Below are 20,081 nucleotides of genomic sequence, written 5' to 3'. Positions count from 1 at the left end.
GTGTGCGATGGCGGTGAGCTTTCCTGGAGGCCCGGCCCCGGCGCCGGGCGCGGATGATCCCTTGGCTTTGCTGTCGGCCTGCCATGGCCGCATTTCCCGCCAGTGCGCGACCTTGGGGCGTCTTGCCGCGCACCTGCCGGTGCATGGCAGCGACGCCGCGGCTCAAACCGCGGCGGCCAGCGTCATGCGCTACTTCGATACCGCGGCCGCACACCATCACGAGGACGAGGAAGAGGACCTGTTTCCGGCCTTGATCGAATCCATGGCCGGCTCTGACGCCGTCTGTCTGCATGCGCTGGTGGACGGCCTGATGGCCGAGCACCGGCAGTTGGCGCGGCGCTGGGAGCCCTTGCGCCAGGCGCTCGCCGAGATCGCGGCGGGCCGCCAGGCCGAGCTGCCCGCCAGCCAGGTGCAGGATTTCTCCGATGCCTACGCCGCGCATATCCAGCGTGAGGAAAGCGAACTGCTGCCGATGGCGGCGCGGCTGATCCCGGACGATACGCTGGCCGGGATCGGGCAGGCCATGAAGGCGCGACGCGGCGGCGAGGCCGGCTGACGTTTCGGGCAAGGCGGGGATTGGCGCTACGATGGCCGCAGCCGGCGCGCGGCGCGCCGGGTTTTTGCCTACGTGTCCGCCATGACCAGAAACGCCCGTTTCCGCCAGAAATTGCAGGATCCCGTCTTGATGCACGCCATGTCGGCGCACAACCCGCTGTCCGCCAGGCTGGCGGCCGATGCCGGGTTCGACGCCATCTGGGGCAGCGGCTTCGAGCTGTCGGCCAGCTACGCCGTGCCCGATGCCAACATACTCTCGCCCTCGCAGCACCTGGACATGATGCGGGCGATCGCCGCCGCGGTGGACGTGCCCGTGATTGCCGACATCGACACCGGATTCGGCAATGCCATCAATGTCTCCTACATGGTGCCGCAGTACGAAGCCGCGGGCGTGTCGGCGGTGGTGATGGAAGACAAGACCTTTCCCAAGGACACGAGTCTGCGCGCGTCCGGCAGGCAGGAGCTGGTGCGGATCGAGGAGTTCCAGGGCAAGATCGAAGCCGCCTGCAGCGCCCGCCGCGATGCGGATTTCTGCGTGATCGCCCGGACCGAGGCGCTGATCGCGGGCGCCGGCGAGCAGGAGGCCTTGGCCCGTGCGCGCGCGTATGAAGCTGCGGGCGCGGACGCCATCCTGATCCATTCCAAGCAGAACACGCCCGACGAGATCCTGTCGTTCATCGCGGCATGGCAAGGCCGCGCGCCGCTGGTGCTGGTGCCCACCGCCTATCCGCAACTGTGCGAAGCCGATATCCAGGCGCTGGGCAAGGTCGGCCTGGTCATCTATGGCAATCACGCCATCCGCGCCGCGGTGGGGGCGATGCGGGACGTGTTCGCCCGCATCCGCAGCGATGGCGGCATCCATCAGGTGGATGCGGCGCTGCCGGCGGTCAAGGAAATCATCGCGCTGCAGGGCGATGCCCATATGCGGGAGCTGGAGCGCCGTTACCTCAAGTAAGCGGGACGCGTTGCGCGCGAGGGGCGCTAGCGATTACGCTAGACGACCCGCCGCCCGCCCTGTGCGCCGCAGGCGGAACCAATCAGAAAGCAGATGCCGAGGGACAAGAAAGAATGATGCAGGGGGGGATGAGCGTCGCGCGCCGGTTGTTCGGCTCGTGGGTGGACGAGGTCAATGCGCGGACCTTGCGCGCGGATGCGACGGCGGGCTTGCTGGGCGCCTTGCTGGTGTTGCCGCAGGGCGTGGCGTTCGCCATGCTGGCGGGCCTGCCGCCCGAGTACGGCCTGTATTCCGCCATCGTTCCCTGTATCGTCGCGGCGCTCTTCGGGTCCAGCCGCCATGTCATGTCGGGCCCGACCAATGCCAACTCGTTGGCGCTCTATGCGGTGTTGACGCCGCTGGCGGTGGCCGGCAGCCAGGGCTACATCCAGCTGGCGCTGGCCGTGACCGTGCTGGTCGGGCTGATGCAATGGCTGGTGGGCACGCTCAGGCTGGGCTCGCTGGCGCACTTCATCTCGCCGTCGGCGCTGTTCGGTTTCACCAGCGGCGCGGCGCTGCTGATCGCCGTGCATGCGCTGAAGGACGCGCTGGGCATGCCGTCGCCGGACGCGCACGGCGCGGGCGCCTTGCTGGCCAGCCTGGCCGCGAATCTGGCGCAGGTGCACTGGGGCGCCTTGCTGGTGACCCTGACCACCCTGGCCGTGGCGCTGCTGGTGCGGCGTCTGGACAAGCGCAAGCCCTACATGTTGGCGGGCCTGGCGGCGGGCGCGCTGGCAGCCGCGGGCTTCAACGCGCTGACCGAAGGCGCGCCGGTGTCAGTGCTGGGTGCGCTGGCCCAACCTTGGCCGCCTTTCCATATTCCCAGCGTCGATTGGCGCGCCTTGCCCGAACTGCTGAGCGTGGCCTTCGCGCTGACCATCGTGGCGCTGGCGCAATCCATCTCCATCGCCAAGGCCGTGGCCACGCGTTCGGGCCAGCGCATCGACGCCAACCGCGAATTCGTGGGGCAGGGGCTGTCCAATATCGTGGGCGGCTTTTTCTCCTGTTACCTGTCTTGCGGGTCGCTCAACAGGTCCATTCCCAACTACGAGGCTGGCGCCAAGACGCCGCTGGCGTCCGTGTTCTCGGCCTTGCTGCTGGTGGCGCTGGTGGCCCTGTCCGCGCCGCTTTTGGCCATGATTCCGCACGCGGCGATTTCCGGGCTGCTGCTGCTGGTGGCCTGGACCCTGTTCGACATTCCGCGCTGGCGGCAACTGATCCGCACCCAGCGCGGCGAAGCGATCATCGCCGCCGCCACGCTGGCTGCCACCATCACCATACGCATGGAAGTGGCGATCCTGCTGGGCACGGTGTTGTCGCTGATGGTCTACCTGCACCGCACCTCGCGGCCGGCGATGCGCACCATGGGCTTCGACTCGCGCGGCTTGGAGCGGCGCTTCGTGGTGTTGGAGCACGCGCCGGATGCCTTGCCGGAGTGCCCGCAACTGAAGCTGCTGCGCATGGAAGGGTCGGTCTATTTCGGCGCTGCCACGCACGTGGCGCAGCGCCTGCATGAGCTGCGCGCGGCGCCCGGCGCGCCGCGCCATCTGCTGGTGATGGCCAAGAGCATGAATTTCATCGACATGGCGGGCGCGCAGGTCTGGGAAGACGAACTGGCCGCCAGGCGGGCCATGGGCGGCGATCTGTACTTTCACCGCCCGCGGCCGGAAGTGCTGGACATGTGGCGTCGCACGGGTTTCCTGCAGCGGCTGGGCGAGGACCATATCTTTCCCGACAAGGCGACCGCGCTGCATACGATCTACGCCAAGCTGGACCGCGGCATTTGCGAGGGATGCCAGGCCAAGATCTTCTGGGAATGCCAGCCCAACGGGCTGAGGAACGACTGAGGCCGCGTGCGCGGCCGGCTCAGGCCGGCTGCGGCGCTTCCGTGCCCAGATAGGCTGCGCGGACCCGCTCGTCGGCCGCGATCGTTGCGGGTTCGCCCTCGGCCAGCAGGCTGCCGCGCACCAGCACCGCGATGCGATCGGCGTGCTTGAACACAACATCCAGGCTGTGCTCGGTGAACAGGACCGCAATGCGCTGGGTGTCCGCCAGCGTGCGCGTCAGCCGCATCAGCGCATGGCGTTCATTGGTGGCCATGCCCGCCGTGGGTTCGTCCATCAGCAAGAGGCGCGGCTGGTGCGCCAGCGCCATCGCCAGCTCCACCCGCTTGACGTCGCCGTAGGCCAGCGTGCCGCAATGCTCCTGCGCCTTGTCCGCCATCTGCACCTGCGACAGCAGCGACATGGCCTCCTCGGCCGCGTGCCGGGTGGCCCGGCGCCACGGATTCAGCAGCAGCCGGTCGCGCGACAGCAGCGCAGTCTGCACGTTCTCGCGCACCGTCATGGAGCGGAAGGTGGCCGCGGTCTGGAAGGTGCGTCCCACGCCCAACCGGCAGATCTTGCCTGCCGACAGGCCCACCAGTTCGCGGCCGTCCAGCAGGACGGAGCCCGAGTCGGGCCGCAGCTGGCCACCCAGCGCGTTGAAACAGGTGGACTTGCCGGCGCCGTTGGGGCCGATCAGCGCCAGCATCCGGCCCGCTTCCAGCGTGAAGGACACGCCGGCCAGCGCGTCGATGCCGCCGAATGATTTGCGCAGGTCCCGGACTCGCAGCAGGGGGGCGGTGTTCATGCGCGCCTCCTGTTCCAGCTTGCGGCCAGGCGCGCGGCAGCGCCTGCCAGCCCCTCGGGAAACGCCATGACCAGGGCCAGGATGGCCAGCCCCAGCACCGCGTGCCAGTACTCGGTGCTGCGCGCGGCGGCATCCTGCAGCCAGGTGTAGGACGCAGCGCCAACGAGCGGGCCGGCCAGCGTCTGCAACCCGCCCAGCAGCACCATGACCAGTCCGTCCACGGAGCGGCTCACGGCCAGCGTGTCGGGCGCGATGCTGCCCTTGGAAAATGCGTAGAGCGAGCCTGCCAGGCCGGCGGCGAAAGACGCGGCCACGAAGCCCGCCCATTGCACGCGCCGCGTGTCCATGCCCAGCGCCTCGGCGCGCAGGGCCGAATCGCGCACGCCGCGCAGCGCATAGCCCAGCGGCGAGAACGCCAGGCGGCGCAGCCAGGCGATGCCGGCCACGCACAGCGCCAGCGTCAGGTAATAGAACCAGGGGCCCTGGGCGAGCCAGGCCGATGGCCACAGCCCGATCAGGCCGTTGCTGCCGCCCGTCACGTCATCCCATTGATAGGCCAGCGCCCAGAGGATCTGCGCCACTGCCAGGGTCAGCATCGCCAGGTACACGCCCGACAGGCGCACGCAGAACCAGCCGAACAGCAGGGCGCCGAGCGCCGCGGCGAAGGGGCCGAGCAGCAGCGCCGCTTCCATCGGCACGGCCGCCAGCTTCAGGAGCAGCGCGGCGCCGTAGGCGCCCAGGCCGAACCAGGCGGCATGGCCAAACGAGGTCATGCCGGCCAGCCCGGTGAGGAAATGCAGGCTGGCGGCAAACAGCGCGGCGATCAGGATTTCGGTCAGCAGGATGCCCAGATAGGGGCTGTGAGCGGCCGCCACCGGCGCCAGTACCAGGAGCGCCAACAGCGCGCCATAGGCCAGCCGCAGGCCGCGGCCGGCCGGCGCGATGGGGCGCTCCGGGGCGGCGGTGTGGGATGCCGGCTCGGGCGGTTTGCCCAGCAGACCCCAGGGCCGCACGACCAGCACCACGGCCATCACGGCGAATTCCGCCAGCAGCGTGAGCTTGGACAGATTGAAAAGCCAGGGGCCGATCTGCACCTGTCCCAGGAACACGAACAATGCCTTGACCGAGCAGATCAACAAGGCGGCGAGGAAGGCGCCGGGAATCGAACCCAGGCCGCCCACAACCACCACCACGAACGCGCTGGCGATGATCTCCAGGTCCAGGCCCAGGGTGGCGGGTACCCGCGGCGCGGCCAGCGCGCCGCCCAGGCCGGCCAGGAACGCGCCCAGGGTGAATGCCGAGGTGAACAGCCAGGCTTGATTCACGCCCAGCGCGGCCAGCATCTTGCGATTTTCCGCCGCGGCCCGCAGCAGCCGGCCCCAGCGCGTACGCATCAGCAGCAGCCAAAGCAGGCCCAGTACCACGGGGCCGGCGGCGATCAGCAGCAGGTCGTATTCGGGATAGCGCCGGCCCAGGATCTGCACGGCGCCAGACAGGCCGGGGGCGCGCGCTGCGAACAGGTCTTCGGGGCCCCAGATGGCCAGCGCGGCGTCGCCGATGATGAGCACCAGTGCAAAGGTCGCCAGCAGCTGGAACAGTTCAGGCGCCTGGTACAGGCGCCGCAGCACCAGCCATTCGGCGGCCGCGCCGATAAGGCCCGTGGCCAGCGCCGCCAGAAGCAGCCCGGCCCAATAGCCGGCGCCGTCGCCGAAGTAGTTGGTGAAGGTCCAGGCCAGGTAGACGCCCAGCATGTAGAACGAGCCGTGGGCGAAGTTCACCACGCGCGTGACGCCGAAGATCAGCGACAGGCCGGCGGCGACCAGGAACAGCGCGCTGGCGTCCGCCAGCCCATTGAGCAGCTGCAGCAGCAGCCCTGACAGGCTCATCAGTGCGCCGGACGCATCTTGCGCACTTGCTCGTCAGGCGGCTGCAGGCGTGCGCCGTCGATATAGGCGAAGTCCTTCATGATGCCCTTGCCGTCTTCCACCGCGGTCACGCCCACGTACACGCCCATGGTCGACTGGTGGTCGATCTTGCGGTATTGGATGGGGCCATAGGGCGTGTCCACCTTCAGGCCGGCAAACGCGTCGACCAGTTTTTCGGTGTCCACTTCGCCCGCTGCCTTCAGGCCCTGGGCGATGGACATGAGGGACGCGTAGCCCACGACCGAGCCGACCTTGGGCGTTTCGTTGTAGCGCTTCTTGTAGGCTTCGACGAACGTGGTGTTGGCCGGGGTGTCGATGGCGTACCAGGGGTAGCCCGTGACGATCCAGCCGGTGGGCGTGTCGGCGCCCAGCGGTTCCAGGTATTCGGGTTCGCCAGACAGCACCGACACCACGGCGCGGTTCTCGAACAGGCCGCGGGTATTGCCCTCGCGCACGAAGCGCGTCAGGTCGGCGGCGAACAGCACGTTGAAGATCGCGTCGGGCTTGGCGTCGGCCAGGGCCTGCACCACGGCGCCGGCATCGACCTTGCCCAGCGGCACGGCCTGCTCGGCGACGAACTCCACGTCGGACTGGAACGAGGTCATCATGGCCTTGAAGGTGGCCACCGCGGACTGCCCATACTCGTAGTTGGGGTAGACGATGGCCCAGCGCTTCTTGCGCAAGGCCAGCGCCTTGGGGGCCAGCGCCGCCACGTGCATCCAGGTTGAGGGGCGCAGACGGTAGGTGTAGCGGTTGCCGTCCTGCCAGGTGATCTTGTCGGTGAGAGGCTCGGCCGCCAGGAAGAACACCTGCTGCTGTTTGGCGAAATCCGTCAGCGCCAGGCCGGTATTGGAAAGGAATCCGCCGAACAGCAGCTCGACCTTTTCGCGGGCCAGCAATTCCTGGGCCGCGCGCACCGAATCGCCGGGGTTGCCGTTGTCGTCGCGCGAGATCACTTCCAGCTTCCTGCCCAGCACGCCTCCGCCGGCGTTGACCTCTTCCAGCGCCAGCTGCCAGCCCTTTTTATAGGGGCCAAGAAAGGCGGGTATCGCCTTGTAGCTGTTGATCTCGCCGATGCGGATGGGCGGCTCCTTGTCCTTGGCCGAGGCGGCGGGAGCCAGCGCCAGGGCCAGGAGTGCCGGCGCCACGGCGCGGCGCAGCAGGGTAAGGCAGGGACGGAACATGTCAGGTATCGCGTGGAGAGGGAATCTGGCGCCAGCAGGCGCGGCGGATGACAGCGGCCCAATTGGAACATGGGCCTTCGCCCCGGGGCAATAGACAAGGCGCCCCATGCGGCGCTCGCCAGAAATGAAAAAAGGCCCTGCGGTGCAGGGCCTTTTCGACTTGCGGGAAAACCGGCTGAATTACTTCAGCTTGGTTTCCTTGTAGTCAACGTGCTTGCGAGCGACCGGATCAAATTTCTTGATCAGCATCTTCTCGGGCATGTTGCGCTTGTTCTTGGTGGTCGTGTAGAAATGACCCGTGCCGGCAGTCGACTCGAGCTTGATCTTTTCGCGGATACCTTTGGCCATGTCGTGCTCCTAGTATGTAGATTGGCGGGGAGGCTGATTAAGCCAGTTCGCCGCGGGCACGCATTTCGGCCAGCACGGCGTCGATGCCGTTCTTGTCGATCGTGCGGATGGCCTTGGCCGAAACACGCAGGCGGACCCAGCGGTTTTCGCTTTCAACCCAGAACCGGCGCGATTGCAGGTTGGGCAGGAAGCGACGCTTGGTCTTGTTGTTCGCGTGCGAAACATTGTTGCCCACCATCGGGCCTTTGCCGGTCACTTGGCATACGCGTGCCATGGATGCACCTCTTTAGGTCGTTCTTTTGTCGCGCATCGCTTGGGGGGGTAGACAGGGTTTCAGCCGCCGGGCTGTAGAGGCGCTTGCGCTGCCTTTGCCGGCCACCCAGTCTTAGTGGATGAGGGGGGATCGGAGTGGCTGTTAAAGCCCGTCTGGTCCGCCCCAGTGCTTATACCCGCTGCCTGCCACCCGCGGAATTCTTGGAAGAATCTCTGGGATTTCCTAAGAAAATCGCCAGACGTTGCGCGGTTGGGGTCAGAGTGCTGAACTACAAAGCATAGTAGTCCGGCACGGGAAACTTCATGTGAAGACTTAGATTCTAATACGAAAAGCCTAAATAAATCAAGCGGCCAGGCTACTTGGTGTGCGATTGCGCCACGCGGCCCGAGATCCAGGACAGGCAGGCGCAGGCCGCCAGCGTGGTCGTCAGGGGCAGGGCGCTGTCGGTCTGCCAGGCGCTGACGGCGAAACCGGCCAGCGCGCCGCAGGACAATTGCAGCGTCCCCAACAGTGCGGAAGCCGCGCCCAGCCGCTTGCCCTGGTCCGCCAGCGCCAGCGCCGCCGAGTTGGGATTCACGAAGCCCTGGCTGCCCATGTAGCAGATCAGGCACAGCATCAGCAGGGGCAGGGTCATCCAGCCACCCAGCGTCAGCGCGACCGCCGCCAGGCTGGCGCAGGCCAGCGAGGTCAGGGCGCGGCGCTGCAACTGGCGCGGCGTGTAGGTGCGCAGCAGGCGCGCGCTGATCTGCGAGCAGACGATGAGCGACAGCGCGTTGGTGCCGAACAGCAGACCGTAGTACTGGGGCGGCACGCCGTAGAGTTCGATGAAGACGCGCGGCGAGCCGATGATGTAGGCGAACATGCCGGCCTGGCCGAAGCCGCCGGCCAGGCTGTGCGCCATGAAGCCGCGATGCGCGAACAGGTCGCGGTAGTTGCGCAGGATGGTTTCCCAGCGCAGGGGCACCACGCGTTCAGGCGCCAGCGATTCCTTCATGATCAGGATCACTGCAGCCATCAACATCGCACCGCCGGCCAGCATGACCCAGAACAGGCTGCGCCACGAGGTGATGGCAAGCAGTTGGCCGCCCGCCAGGGGCGCGAGAATGGGGGCCAGGCCCATGATGAGCATCAGCAGCGACATGGCGCGCGCGGCTTCATGGGTTTCGTAGTGGTCGCGGATGACCGCGCGCGGGATCACAATGCCGGCGGCCCCGCCCATGGCCTGCACCACGCGCCAGCCGGTCAGCGCTTCCACCGACCCCGACAGCGCACAGCCCAGCGAAGCGATCATGAACAGCGTCAGCCCCACCAGCAGCGGCGGCTTGCGCCCGTAGCGGTCGGCCATCGGGCCATAGAACACCTGCGCCATCGCCAGGCCGATCAGGTAGGCGGCCAAAGTGCGTTCGACGTCGCCGCGCGACACGCCCAGGTTCGCCGCGATCGTGGGGAACGCGGGCAGGTACATATCGATGGCGAACGGACCGATTGCGGTCAGCGCGCCCATGAGTATCAGCCAGCCAGGCAGGCCGCTGCGAAAAGACTGTGATGGGGGCATGTGGATTGCGGGGTAGCGCAGTGACAGGGCCCGGATGCGGTTTGTTGCACGGTTTGGGCCAAGTAAACGACTGTATCACGGGCAACCTTACAAGCAAATTGCAAGTTTTTTCCGATAAAGTCATTGCGGTCCGTACGTATTCCAGAGGAGAAGTCGTGAATCCTTTGTTGTCTGTTGTGGAACGCAAACTCCAGGCCCTGCCGGTCCCGGTCCAGCTGGTTCTGCCCGACGGCGCCGTGCTGGGGCCGCCCGAACCCCGCGTTCGTTTCGTCACGCACGACAAGACTGCGCTGGCGCACCTGGCCGAAGGCGCAGTGGGCGTGCTGGGGCAGGATTACGTGGAAGGCCGCATCGACATCGAAGGCAATATGCGCGATGTGATGGCCGCGGCGTCGGCGCTGCTGCCGGGCTCGCCGGTGGACGCGGCGCGCGGCGGCTGGCTGACCGAGCTGGTGCGCAAGGTGGTGTCGGTCTGGCGCCATTCGGTCGAACGCGACGCCAAGCAGATCGAATTCCACTACGACCTGTCCGATGATTTCTACGCGCTCTGGCTGGATCCGCGACGGGTCTATTCCTGCGCCTACTACCGTGAACCGGGCATGACGCTGGCCCAGGCCCAGGAGGCCAAGCTGGACCACATCTGCCGCAAGCTGCGCCTGTGCGCAGGCGAGCGGTTCCTGGATGTGGGGGCGGGGTGGGGCGGCCTGCTGCTGTGGGCTGCCGAGAATTACGGCGTGGACGCCACCGGCATCACGCTGTCGCGCAACCAGCATGCCCATGTCAGCAAGCTGATCCAGGAGAAGGGGCTCGCAGGCCGGGTCCGCATGGAACTGCTGGACTACCGCAAACTGGACGAATCCGCGCCCTACGACAAGATCGCGTCGGTCGGCATGTTCGAGCACGTGGGCCGCGCCCAGCTCGAGGGCTACTTCGCCAAGCTGCGCCGCCTGCTCAAGCCGGGCGGACTGATCATGAACCATGGCATTACCGCGGCCGGCGTCTACAACGCCGAGCTGGGCAACGGCATGGGCGAATTCATCGAGAAGTACATCTTCCCGGGCGGCGAATTGACCCACGTCAGCGTGGTGATGGAAACCCTGACCAACGGCGGGCTGGAAGAGGTGGACGTGGAAAACCTGCGGCCGCATTACGCGCGCACCCTGTGGGCCTGGAGCGATGCGCTGGAGGCGCGCCTGCCTGAAGCGGCGCGCATCCTGGGCGGCGAGCAGGGCGAGCGTTCGCTGCGCGCCTACCGGCTGTACCTGGCCGGCTGCGCCATGGCGTTCGAGCACGGCTGGATCGCGCTGCACCAGATCCTGGGCCAGCATCCGGCGACAGGACGCGCCGATGAGCTGGACAATCCGCCGGACCTCGCCTACCCCTGGCGCCGGGACTACATGTACGCCAAGAACGAGTAGCGGTCAGCGGGTGTCCGCAGGATGGCCGGTTTCAATGGGTTTGACACCGGGAAGTGGGCCGAAACGCGTCCGCCCACTGGCCGGAACCGCGATTTCCGGCCGATTCGAAACCGCTAAAGCGTATGGATATGAATTTATTATTTACTGAATGTATCTTTGCGTCTGAATCAAAATCCCCTAGGGAAAGCTGCTGTTTCACTCCTTGCGATTGCGGGTAATCCCGGACCGTTTTTTCCGGAAATGTATCTGATTCATTCCAGGGTGGGGTTGGGCTGAGCATCAATTTCGTTTAAGATGCTGGCTTCTTCGTTCAGTTTGTTCACTTTCTGTGGGTTTTCAAAAACTGCGTTTTTGAAGCTCCTGTCTTGCAAGATGCCGCACCCTCGCGGACCGTCTTGTTGCTAGTGTCGGTTTGTATTGGCGGTTCTGCCCGTCTTCCGCACAACCCCCTTAGCTCCATGGCACCTCCGGGCCCAAGCCTGGCGTGTGTCCCTGAACCTATGGAGGCAAAAGCCAATGCGTTTTACCCCTGTCAAGACCCTGGCCGCCGCGGCTGTGTTCTTCGCCTTTGCCGGTGCGGCCCAAGCCGCCGACGCCGTCCAGTGCGAAATCAAGCGCCCGGTCAATTTCGGCGCGATGAACTGGGAATCGAATCTGGTCCTGGTCGACGTCGAACGTTTCATCATGGAAAAGGGCTACGGTTGCAAGACCGAGACCTTGCCGACCGAAACCCTGCCCGCCCTGGCTGCGCTGGAGCGCGGCGACCTGGATATCAATACCGAGATCTGGCTGAACAGCGTCGCCGACCCCTGGGACCGCGCCGAGAAGACCGGCAAGGTCAAGCGCATCGGCGATCTCTACATGGGCGCCGAGGGCTGGTACATCCCGCGTTACACGGCGGAGCGCCTGCCCGAATTGAAGTCCGCCGCCGACCTGCCGAAGTTCAAGGACAAGTTCAAGGATCCGGAAGAGCCCGGCAAGGGCCGTTTCTACGGCTGCCCGGCAGGTTGGGGCTGCGAGATCACCAGCAACAACCTGTTCCACGCCCTGAAACTGGACGACAGCTACACCCTGTATTCGCCCGGCACGGGCGCGGCGCAGAAGGCGGCCCTGATGTCGGCCTACAAGCGCAAGCAGAACGTGGTCTTCTACTACTGGTCGCCCACGCCGCTGGTGGGTTCCATGGACCTGGTCAAGCTGGACATGCCGCCCTACGACGCCGAAAAGCACAAGTGCCTGACGTCGCCCAAGTGCGCCAAGCCCGAACCCAGCGCCTATCCCGACAATCCCGTCTTCACGGCGGTGAACACCAAGTTCTCCGAGGAAGCGCCCAAGCTCACCGAATTCCTGTCCAAGGTCTCGGTGCCGCTGCCGGTGATCAACGAAACCCTGGCCCACATGGAAGAGTCCGGCGACGAAGCCAACGCCGTGGCCAAGTGGTTCCTGAAGAACAAACCCGACGTCTGGACCAAGTGGGTCCCCGCCGACGTCGCCGGGCGCGTCCAAAGCGCGCTGTAACCCGCCATGTTCCTGGCTGCGCGCCGTCGCGGTGCGCTCCGGCCCTTCACGGGGCCGGATTTCTTGGCCAGGATGGCCGCCGGCCGGGTGCTCGCGCCCGGACCGAGATGCGCTGGCGCTGCCGGGATGGCCGGCCGTTTTCTAGCTGGAAGCCGCAAGCTTGCGCCGCATTGCCCGATTCCTGGGCATGCGGTCGCGGTCCGGGCGGTGAGTGCGCCAGAATGGAGTAGAACGAATGTTTCCTGAAATTATTCCCGCCCGGCAGGTCCGGGGGGCGATCGACGGCTTTGTCGATCACTTGGTCACCAACTATGCCGACACGCTGGAGACTCTGTCCCAGCCCGTGCTGCATGCCCTGGTGTGGCTGGAGCAGCTGCTGCGCAATTCGCCCTGGTGGGCGGTGGTCGCGGTGACGATCGCGATCGCCTGGGGCGTCAGCCGCCGCATCGGCCTGAGCCTGGCGATGGGCGCGCTGCTGTGCGTGATCGGCGTGCTGGGCCTGTGGGACGCCGGCATGCAGACGCTGGCGCTCATGATCATGGCGGCCGGCCTGTCGGTGATCATCGGCATCCCGCTGGGCGTGCTGATGGCGCGGGTCAACTGGCTGCGCTCCATCATGCTGCCGGTGCTGGACGTGATGCAGACCATGCCCAGCTTCGTGTACCTGATTCCCGTGGTCATGCTGTTCGGCCTGGGCAAGATCCCGGCCATCATCGCCACCGTGATCTATGCCGTGCCGCCGCTGATCCGCCTGACCGACCTGGGCATCCGCCTGGTCGATCGCGAAGTGCTGGAAGCCTCGCGCGCCTTCGGCGCCAATCCGCGCCAGCAGCTGTTCGGCGTGCAGTTGCCGCTGGCCTTGCCCAACATCATGGCCGGCATCAACCAGACCACGATGATGGCGCTGTCGATGGTGGTGATCGCCTCGATGATCGGCGCGCGCGGCCTGGGCTATGAAGTGCTGCTGGGCATCAACCGCCTGGAAGTGGGCCGCGGCCTGCTGGCGGGCTTGGGTATCGTGGTGCTGGCCGTGCTGTTCGACCGGATCACGCAATCGTATGGACAGCGCATGCGCATGGGAGGCCAGCGATGAGCAAGATCGAGGTCAAGAACATCTACAAGGTCTTCGGGCCGCACCCGAAGAAATGGCTGGAAGCCGCCCAGGGCGGCATGAGCAAGGAACAGCTGCTGGCCGAAAGCGGCCACACGCTGGGCCTGCGCGACATCAGCCTGTCGATCGAAGAAGGCAGCATCTACGTCATCATGGGCCTGTCGGGTTCCGGCAAGTCCACGCTGATCCGCCACTTCAACCGCCTGATCGAACCCAGCGCCGGCCACATCCTGGTCGACGGCGTGGACGTGGTCAGCCTGAACAAGCGCGACCTGGAAGTCTTCCGTCAAAAGAAGATGAGCATGGTGTTCCAGCGCTTTGGCCTGTTCCCGCACCGCACCGTGCTGGACAACGCCGCCTACGGCCTGACCGTGCAGGGCGTCGGCCGCGCCGAACGCGAAAAGCGCGCCCGCGAGTGGCTGGACCAGGTGGGCCTGTCGGGCTTCGAGAACCAGTACCCGCACCAATTGTCGGGCGGCATGCAGCAGCGTGTCGGCCTGGCCCGGGCGTTGGCCACCGACGCCGAAATCCTGTTGATGGACGAAGCCTTCTCGGCGCTGGATCCGCTGATCCGGCGCGAGATGCAGGACCAGTTGTTGCAGTTGCAGGCCAAGCTGAACAAGACCATCGTCTTCATCACCCATGACCTGGACGAAGCCCTGCGCCTGGGCAACCGCATCGCCATCCTCAAGGACGGCGAACTGGTGCAGGAAGGCACGCCGGAAGACATTCTGCTGAATCCGGCCAATGACTACGTGCAGTCCTTCCTGCAGGACGTGAACCGCACCAAGGTGCTCAACGCCACGCACGCCGTGAATCCGGCGCGCCTGACCCTGACCATGCGTTCGCGTCCCGCCCATGCCATGGACCGCATGCGCGCCCTGAGCTACGAGTACGCGCCGGTGCTGGACGGCAAGCGGCTGGCCGGCGTGCTGACCGCCGAGGCCGCCACGCGCGCCATCGAGGAAGGCGCGCGCGACATTTCCCGCTACGTCGAGGATCTGGCTTCCGTGCCCGCCACCGCTGGCCTGGGCGAGGTGCTGGCCCAGCTGGTGCACAGCGACCAGCCGGTCGCGGTGACCGGCGAAGACGATGAATTCATCGGCATGCTGTCGCGCAAGAAGGTGGTGGAGCTGGTGACGCCGGCCCTGGCCGAAACCGCGCCTGCGGCGGAAGCCGCCGCTGCCGTCGACGCGCAGGAGCAGTCCGAACCCGAGCGCCGCGACCAGGCGGCCTGACAGGGAGAAACCCTAATCCGGATCGAGGCCGCGCGGCCGTCAGCGCGGTCCTGATCCGGATATGATGGGTTGCCGGCCGCCTGGGCCGGTTTCTCCTTTTTCGGAACATCGGAATCAGTCATGCCTATTTTGAATGTCCAGATCATGGAAGGCCACACGGCCGCCCAGAAGGCCGCGTTGCTGCAGGCCGCATCCAACGCCGTTGTCGAGAGCATCGCGGCGCCGCTGCCCAGCGTGCGCATCGTGCTTCAGGAAGTGCCGGCGGCGCATGTGATCGTGGGCGGCGAAATCGGCAAGGCCATGGCGCGCGTCGACGTCGCGCTGATCTCCGGCCGCGACGAAGCCAAGAAGGCCGCGCTGATCGCGGCGCTGAACCAGGCGGTGTGCGCCAGCATCGGCATCTCGGGCCAGGACGTGCGCGTGCTGCTGCGCGACGTGCCAAATACCGACATGGGCGCGGCCAACGGCATCACGGCCAAGGCCAACGGCCGCTGAGCTTTGCCGTCCGCCTGGCAGCTCAGACAGAAGCGCCCGCGATTCGCGGGCGTTTTTGCATCTGCCTTCAGCAACCGTCAGTCCAGCTTCACGTTGGCGGCCTTCACCACCTCTCCCCACCGCGCGATTTCGCTCTTGATGTAGGCGGCATATTCCTGCGGCGTGGATCCCAGCGCCTGCGCGCCTTGCGCCTTGAGCTGCCTGGTCATTTCAGGCGATTGCAGCGCGCGCCGGATTTCAGCGTTCAGCTTGTCGATGACCGGCGCGGGCGTGCCCGCCGGCACCACCACGCCTTGCCAGGCGCCCATCTCGAATCCGGGCGCCACCGTTTCCGCCACCGTCGGCACGTCGGGCAATTGCTCGCTGCGCGCGCCGCTGGTCACGGCCAGCGCGCGCAGCTTGCCTTCGCGGATGAAGCCCAGCGAATCGTTCAGCGTATTGGTCATGAGCTGCACCTGCCCGCCGACCAGATCCGTCATGGCCGGGGCGCTGCCGCGATAGGGGACGTGCACCGCATCGATTTCGAGCGAGCGCAACAGCAACAAGGCGCCCAGGTGCGTGACGTTGCCGGCGCCGGCCGACCCATACGACAGCTTGCCGGGATGCTCGCGCGCATACTGCACGAAGGTCCGGGTGTCCGGCGCCGGCACGGACGGATGCACCAGCAGCACCAGCGGGATCACCGCCGTGGACGACACCGGCGCGAAGTCCTTGACCGGATCGAAGGCCAGCGACCGGTACAGATTGGGGCTGAGCGCGATGGAGGAGGTGTTGTACAGCACGGTGTAGCCATCGGGCTTGGCGGCAGCCGCGTACTGCATGCCGATGTTGCCGTTGGCGCCGCCCTTGTTCTCGACCACGACGGTCTGGCCCAGCTGGTCAGTCAGCTGCTTGGCCAGCACCCGGGCGACCAGGTCGGTCGGCCCGCCAGGCGGGAAGGGCACCACCATGGTGATGGGGCGTTCGGGCCACGCTGCGTGGGCGCTGGCGGCGGCGCCCAGCGCGAGAATGGCGAGGCTGCCTGCCAGCAGTGCTTTCTTCATTGCTTGTCTCCTTGTGCTGTTCTTGTGACGCGGATCGCGTCCCGGCGCCAGCGCCCTCTACGGGGGGCGCTTGATCGCCTGATGATGGTTCAGGGCCTGCCGGCCAGCATGCGCGTGGCCGTGTAAGCCATTACCGGCTTGCCGTGCTGGTTGCGTACTTCGATGACCGAGGCGACCACCGCCCGGTTGTGCTGCGAGGTGGGACGTATGCTCGTGACTTCGATCTCCGCCCAGATGGTGTCGCCCGCGACCACGGGCGCCAGCATTTTCTTGTGGACTTCCAATAGCGCCAGCCCGGTGCCTTGCACCATGCCCTGCATGATCAGCCCCTCGATCAGGCCGTAGGTCAGGCCGCCGGGGGCGGGGCGTCCCTGGATCGCGCCGTGGGCATACGTGGCGTCGATGAAGATCGTCTCCAGCATGCCGGTCACGCTGATGAAGTTGACGATGTCGGTCTCGGTCACCGTGCGGCGGAAGGTCTGAAAGCGCTGGCCCACGGCCAGGTCCTGCCAGTAATAGCCCTGGCCAAGCTGCTTGATGTCGGCGGCGTCGCGGTCTGCGGTCATGTGGAGTCCTTGCGGTTGTTCGGGGTTGAGGGATGCGCGTCGCGGGCTGCGCCCGATTCCAGAAGCCCTGCGATCTGGGCTTCGTCCAGGCCGGCCTGGCGCAGTACGTCCCGCGTGTGTTCGCCCAGGCGCGGCGGCATCGCGGGCGGCACATGGGAATGCTGCAGACGCACCGGGTTGCGGGGAAAGCGGTAGCGGCTGCCGGAGGCGCTGTCGAGCGGCGCGAAGAAGTCCACGCTTTGCAGGTGCGGGTCGGCCTCCAGGTCCTGCAGGCGGTTGATGGGCGCGGCGGGGATTTCCTGGCGCGCGCACAGCGCCAGCCAGTAGGCGGTATCGCGCCCGGCCACGATGCCGGCCTGCAGTTCGTAGAGCGTTTCGATGTGCCGCGTGCGCGACGCGATGTCGGTAAAGCGCGCGTCCTGCGCCAGATCGTGGCGGTCCGCGGCGATGAAGAAGTCGTGCCAATGGGCGTCGGTGTAGGGCATCAGGCAGACATGGCCGTCGGCGGTCTTGCAGGGCTTGCGCCAGGGCGTGAGCACGCGCGGATAACCGGCCTCGCCGGGCTCGTCGACCAGGTGCCTGCCGTAGTAGTGCTCGACCAGCGCGTAGGACGCCATGCTTTCGAACATGGGCACTTCCAGCTGCTGGCCCGCGCCGGTGCGCTCGCGCTGGAACAGCGCGGCCAGGATGGCGTGCGCCGCGATCAGTCCGCAAGTCTTGTCGGCGGCCACGGTGGGCAGGTAGCGCGGTGCGCCGGTCTGGCGGTCCACCAGGTCGGCCAGGCCCGACAGCCCCTGGATGATGTCGTCATAGGCGGGCTGGCCGTCGTAGGCGCCGCCCGCGCCGAAGCCGTACAGGCCGGCGTAGACCAGGCGCGGGTTGCGCGCGCATAGCGTGTCCGGATCCAGTCCCAGCGCGGCCATCTTGGCGGGGCGCATGCTGTGCATCAGCACGTCGGCCTGGTCCGCCATCGTCAACAGCGCCTGGCGCGCCGCGGCCTGCTTCAGGTCCAGCACGATGCTGCGCTTGTTACGGTTCAGGCCCAGGAAGATGGCGGCCAGCCCGGGTTCCTGGGCGGGGCCGGTATGCCGCGTCGAATCGCCCGCAGGCGATTCCACCTTGATCACGTCGGCGCCGTAGTCGGCGAGTATCTGCGAGGCATAGGGGCCGAACACCACGGACGTCAGGTCCAGGATGCGCACGCCGCCCAATGCGCTGGCTTGGGATAGGGGAGTGGCTGTCATGGCGGAAATCCTATCGGCCGTCGGCATACGCGTCTAATATGGCGTAGGTATTGGGCGATATGGAATTTGTTATGGCTATCGATTTGCGGCAGCTCCGGCAGTTCGTCACCATCGCGGAGTTGGGCAGCTATCGGCGGGCCGCAGACACGCTGCACATTGCGCAACCGGCGCTGTCGGTCTCGATCCAGAAACTGGAACACGCGGTGGGCGCGCCGCTGCTGGTGCGCGGCCCCAAGGGCGTGACGCCGACGCCGGCGGGACAGGCATTGATGGCGGACGCGCGCCGTGCGCTGTTCCACGCCGACCAGGCGCGCCAGGCGGCCCGCCGCGTTGCGTTGGGCGAGTGGGGCACGCTGCGGCTGGGGTTTGTGGGTTCTGCCACCTACATGCTGCTGCCGCGCTGCCTGCCGGCCTTCCGGGCGCAGTATCCGGACGTGCAGCTGGACCTGCGCGAGGACAGCACGGTCGGCCTGGTCGCAATGCTGCGCGCCAACGATATCGATGCGGGCCTGGTGCGCGGTCCGCTGGCGGAAGACGCAGCGCTGGATTCCTGGGTGGTGGAACGCGACGATCTCATCCTGGCCGTGCCGGCAGGGCATCCGTTGGCCGCGGGCGGGCCGGTCAGCCTGGAGCGTGCCCGCGCCGAGAACTTCGTGCTGTATTCCCCCCTGAAGGTGCCGGGTTTGCACGGCGTGGCGCAGGCGCTATGCCTGAAGGCGGGATTCTCGCCGCGCATCAGCCAGGAGGCGATACAGGTGCAGACGCTGATCAGTCTGGTCGCCAGCGGCATGGGCCTGGCGCTGGTGCCGGGCGTGACGCGCGCGTATTCCACCCCGCACGTGGCCTTCGTGCCGCTTAACGACGCCGACGCGCACGATGCGCTGTCCCTGTCGCTGGTGACACATCGCGACACGTCCTGCGCATCGGTGCTGCGCCTGCGCGACTGCATGCTGAACCCTGCGGACTGAGGTCGCGGCTACGTCTTCAGGCCCAGTTCGGCCACGAATCTCTTTTCTTCCGCGACCTGCCGGACCGCGAAGTCGGTGTAGGCGGCGCTGTCCATCAGCATGTGCGGCTGGTCGGCGGTTTCCAGCGCGCGGTTGTATTCCGGATCGCGGGACGCGCGGTGGAATGCCTGCTGCAAAATGCGCGTGACCTCGGGATCCATGCCCTTCGGTCCGGCGATGCCGACTGGATTGGCCGCGACGATGGGATAGCCCAGTTCCGTCAGCGTGGGCACGTCGGGCACGCGTTTGGCGCGGGTTTCACCCAACACCGCGAGCAAGCGCGCCTTGCCGGTGTCTATCATCGGCCCCCAGCCCGCATCCGAGATCATCTGGATATGGCCGCCCAGCAGCGCGGTGGTCTCTTCGGCCGCGCCCTTGTAGGGGATGAAATTGAAGCGCGTGTTCGTCAGCCGCGACAGGCGCTCGATCGCGATGCGCCCCGAGCCGCCGGTGCCGGTGCCGCCGTAGCTGATCTTGTCGGGATGGGCGCGCGCGTCGGCGATCATCTCGTCCAGCGTGCGCCAGGGCGCGTCCTCGCGCACCACGATGGCGTACGAGTAGGCGGTCATGCAGGCGACGTAGGTGAAGTCCCTGAGCGGGTCGTAGTTGACCTGCTGCAGAAAGGGGTAGCGGAACAGCGTGCCTACCACCACCGACACGGTATAGCCGTCGGGTGCGGCGGTCTGCGCCATGGCCGCCGGGCCCAGCGTGCCGCCTGCGCCCGGCCGGTTGGCAATCACGACCGTCTGGCCCAGTTCGCGCGAGGCAGCGATCGCCAGCGCGCGCATCTGGGTGTCCGTCGCGCCGCCCGCCGGAAACGGCACGATGAGCGTGACGGGGCGGGCCGGAAAGCCCGAGGCGCTGGCCTGACGCGGCAAGGCCAGCGTGGCGGGCAAGGCCGCACCCAGCTTGAGCAGGCTGCGGCGCAGGGGCGAGGGAAGGCTGCGATGTGGATCTTTCATGATTGTCTCCGTC

General features: G+C 66.8%; 19 protein-coding genes. 9 read left to right on the top strand and 10 right to left on the bottom strand.

Translation table 11 applies throughout. The annotated features are described in order from the left end of the window. Nucleotides 1–7: 7 nt before the first annotated feature. From IB258_RS28520 to IB258_RS28510, 3 genes are all read left to right on the top strand, one after another. Entirely contained in the window at nt 8–556 is a 549-nt protein-coding gene (locus tag IB258_RS28520) for a hemerythrin domain-containing protein (RefSeq protein WP_119451009.1), read from the top strand. 81 nt (nt 557–637) lie between these two features. Further along, nucleotides 638–1,510, top strand: a complete 873-nt coding sequence (locus tag IB258_RS28515; protein WP_192353519.1) for a phosphonopyruvate hydrolase — start codon at nt 638–640, stop codon at nt 1,508–1,510. Between the two features lie 128 nt (nt 1,511–1,638). Beyond that, nucleotides 1,639–3,396 carry a SulP family inorganic anion transporter gene (locus IB258_RS28510; RefSeq protein WP_054451209.1) on the top strand — a complete coding sequence of 586 codons (1,758 nt, stop codon included), beginning with the start codon at nt 1,639–1,641 and terminating at the stop codon, nt 3,394–3,396. A 19-nt stretch (nt 3,397–3,415) separates the two neighbouring features. Here the strand turns inward: IB258_RS28510 and IB258_RS28505 are convergent, their stop codons facing one another. From IB258_RS28505 to IB258_RS28480, 6 genes are all read right to left on the bottom strand, one after another. Further along, nucleotides 3,416–4,180: an ABC transporter ATP-binding protein gene (locus IB258_RS28505; protein WP_054451210.1), complete on the bottom strand. Its 765-nt coding sequence runs from the start codon at nt 4,178–4,180 to the stop codon at nt 3,416–3,418. Next, nucleotides 4,177–6,066, bottom strand: coding sequence for an ABC transporter permease (locus tag IB258_RS28500; protein WP_175214252.1), 1,890 nt, complete (start codon nt 6,064–6,066; stop codon nt 4,177–4,179). The genes IB258_RS28505 and IB258_RS28500 overlap by 4 nt, the downstream gene beginning before the upstream one ends. Then, the gene (locus IB258_RS28495) at nt 6,066–7,289 is read right to left on the bottom strand and encodes an ABC transporter substrate-binding protein (protein WP_054451212.1); all 1,224 of its coding nucleotides are present in this window, start codon (nt 7,287–7,289) and stop codon (nt 6,066–6,068) included. Before IB258_RS28495 ends, IB258_RS28500 begins: the two co-directional genes overlap by 1 nt. A gap of 180 nt (nt 7,290–7,469) precedes the next feature. Next, on the bottom strand, nt 7,470–7,637 hold the full coding sequence (rpmG, locus tag IB258_RS28490; RefSeq protein WP_003810296.1) for a 50S ribosomal protein L33: 168 nt from the start codon (nt 7,635–7,637) through the stop codon (nt 7,470–7,472). 37 nt (nt 7,638–7,674) lie between these two features. After that, nucleotides 7,675–7,911 (bottom strand): 50S ribosomal protein L28, encoded by a 237-nt coding sequence (gene rpmB, locus IB258_RS28485; protein WP_006385639.1) that lies wholly within the window; start codon nt 7,909–7,911, stop codon nt 7,675–7,677. Nucleotides 7,912–8,266: 355 nt separating this feature from the next. Further along, nucleotides 8,267–9,415, bottom strand: coding sequence for a Bcr/CflA family multidrug efflux MFS transporter (locus tag IB258_RS28480; protein ID WP_054451213.1), 1,149 nt, complete (start codon nt 9,413–9,415; stop codon nt 8,267–8,269). Nucleotides 9,416–9,621: 206 nt separating this feature from the next. Between IB258_RS28480 and IB258_RS28475 the strand changes: the two genes are divergently transcribed. From IB258_RS28475 to IB258_RS28455, 5 genes are all read left to right on the top strand, one after another. Continuing rightward, the gene (locus IB258_RS28475) at nt 9,622–10,884 is read left to right on the top strand and encodes a class I SAM-dependent methyltransferase (RefSeq protein ID WP_175182080.1); all 1,263 of its coding nucleotides are present in this window, start codon (nt 9,622–9,624) and stop codon (nt 10,882–10,884) included. A gap of 516 nt (nt 10,885–11,400) precedes the next feature. Next, entirely contained in the window at nt 11,401–12,402 is a 1,002-nt protein-coding gene (locus tag IB258_RS28470; RefSeq protein WP_054451214.1) for an ABC transporter substrate-binding protein, read from the top strand. 235 nt (nt 12,403–12,637) lie between these two features. Continuing rightward, nucleotides 12,638–13,495, top strand: coding sequence for a proline/glycine betaine ABC transporter permease (locus IB258_RS28465; RefSeq protein ID WP_054451215.1), 858 nt, complete (start codon nt 12,638–12,640; stop codon nt 13,493–13,495). Beyond that, complete coding sequence (locus IB258_RS28460; RefSeq protein WP_054451216.1) at nt 13,492–14,751, top strand: glycine betaine/L-proline ABC transporter ATP-binding protein; 1,260 nt, start codon at nt 13,492–13,494, stop codon at nt 14,749–14,751. The genes IB258_RS28465 and IB258_RS28460 overlap by 4 nt, the downstream gene beginning before the upstream one ends. A gap of 120 nt (nt 14,752–14,871) precedes the next feature. Then, nucleotides 14,872–15,246 (top strand): tautomerase family protein, encoded by a 375-nt coding sequence (locus tag IB258_RS28455; RefSeq protein WP_054451217.1) that lies wholly within the window; start codon nt 14,872–14,874, stop codon nt 15,244–15,246. Between the two features lie 77 nt (nt 15,247–15,323). Here the strand turns inward: IB258_RS28455 and IB258_RS28450 are convergent, their stop codons facing one another. From IB258_RS28450 to IB258_RS28440, 3 genes are all read right to left on the bottom strand, one after another. Next, nucleotides 15,324–16,289, bottom strand: a complete 966-nt coding sequence (locus IB258_RS28450) for a tripartite tricarboxylate transporter substrate binding protein (protein WP_125471078.1) — start codon at nt 16,287–16,289, stop codon at nt 15,324–15,326. 89 nt (nt 16,290–16,378) lie between these two features. After that, nucleotides 16,379–16,855, bottom strand: a complete 477-nt coding sequence (locus IB258_RS28445) for a MaoC family dehydratase (RefSeq protein ID WP_192353518.1) — start codon at nt 16,853–16,855, stop codon at nt 16,379–16,381. Beyond that, nucleotides 16,852–18,099: a CaiB/BaiF CoA-transferase family protein gene (locus IB258_RS28440; RefSeq protein ID WP_192353517.1), complete on the bottom strand. Its 1,248-nt coding sequence runs from the start codon at nt 18,097–18,099 to the stop codon at nt 16,852–16,854. The genes IB258_RS28445 and IB258_RS28440 overlap by 4 nt, the downstream gene beginning before the upstream one ends. 71 nt (nt 18,100–18,170) lie before the next feature. Between IB258_RS28440 and IB258_RS28435 the strand changes: the two genes are divergently transcribed. Continuing rightward, nucleotides 18,171–19,067, top strand: a complete 897-nt coding sequence (locus IB258_RS28435; RefSeq protein ID WP_225590543.1) for a LysR family transcriptional regulator — start codon at nt 18,171–18,173, stop codon at nt 19,065–19,067. Nucleotides 19,068–19,075: 8 nt separating this feature from the next. On the opposite strand, the gene IB258_RS28430 is transcribed toward IB258_RS28435, so the two are convergent. Further along, nucleotides 19,076–20,068, bottom strand: coding sequence for a tripartite tricarboxylate transporter substrate binding protein (locus IB258_RS28430; RefSeq protein WP_192353515.1), 993 nt, complete (start codon nt 20,066–20,068; stop codon nt 19,076–19,078). Nucleotides 20,069–20,081 lie beyond the last annotated feature (13 nt).

It is taken from the genome of Achromobacter sp. ACM02 (genome assembly GCF_014851605.1).
GTDB lineage: Bacteria > Pseudomonadota > Gammaproteobacteria > Burkholderiales > Burkholderiaceae_B > Achromobacter > Achromobacter aegrifaciens.
This window is presented reverse-complemented; position numbering and strand designations above follow the sequence as displayed.